Below are 1,059 nucleotides of genomic sequence, written 5' to 3'. Positions count from 1 at the left end.
GTTGTAATCACCAACTTCAACTAAGCGTTCGCTTAAACTTGCTTTGACCGACAGTATATCTTCGACATCCTCAGGTAATGAGAGCAGCTCTAATGCTTGTCTAAGCTCTTCGATACTGTCACAAAGCTGTTTGATTTCGCGTCGGTATTCTGCGCTGATAACTAAGCAATGTGCTTTTTCACGGCTGGTGGACGCAATGTGTCGACCGATATGTTCCCAAAGCGTGATGGCTTCTTCCCCAGAAACAGAAGAAGGATCGATGCCTGCGTCAGTGACTTTGCTAAGCAGTAGTTCCATTCTTCATTACCTCAATATAGCTTTCTTCCAACTGCTCTAAAGTAAATGGGAAAGTCAGGATGTCTTGTAAATACAATGTCGGTTTTGGCCCTTTGAGGCCACGTCGTTCCCATGGATAAATGTCTAACATGGCATGCACGGTTCGGTAGAGCTCTTCTGCGGCTTGATCTTTTTCGGCAATCAACATAGCGAGTCGATCGCTAGATAGGCGTGAAATGAGATCGCTTGGCGTCGTTAATGAGTGAACCAGTTCAGTGCACGCATCGAGAAACGCAGGATTGGAGTGGCGAATCATGATCACCGCATGGTTAGAGCGTTTAAGCTCAGTCTTAAATAGAACCAGTTGTTCCCACCAGTACGTTTCAGAAACGACGTTAGAAAACTGCTTTTCGGGATCGTATTCATGTTGAGAGCGAATACGATTGATGAGCTTGCGAGCACGTTGTTCGAGTTGGCGTTTTGAGCCGCGCGCTTTATCCATGCTGACACGATTGGTCTGCTCTTTGAGCATTTTCAGTGCATGTTTGCGGTATTTTTTAAACGCATTAAATGCCGCTTCGAAATCGCCTTGCTCTTCAGCAACGCGAGATTGCTGAAAACAGATCTGACTTAGCAGTTCGCCGTTATCGAAATTAAGCGCGGATTCTTCTGCGGCAAGCAACAACTCGGCTGCGCTGTCCGTGTTTTTACGCAGTAGCTCTAGTCTTGCTCGACTGATGAAAGAGTGTGCTTTCATCCACGTTAGATCGTGCTCAATGGCCA

At 46.4% G+C, this 1,059-nt stretch carries 2 pseudogenes; both read right to left on the bottom strand.

The features are described from left to right. Positions 1-297: pseudogene (locus R7127_RS26870) on the bottom strand (GGDEF domain-containing protein); the annotation flags it as partial. Beyond that, positions 281-1,059: pseudogene (locus R7127_RS26865) on the bottom strand (hypothetical protein); the annotation flags it as partial. The pseudogenes R7127_RS26870 and R7127_RS26865, both read right to left, overlap by 17 nt.

The sequence above is a fragment of the Vibrio sp. 1159 genome, assembly GCF_033340395.1.
In the GTDB taxonomy this organism is placed as follows: Bacteria; Pseudomonadota; Gammaproteobacteria; order Enterobacterales; family Vibrionaceae; genus Vibrio; species Vibrio alginolyticus.
This window is presented reverse-complemented; position numbering and strand designations above follow the sequence as displayed.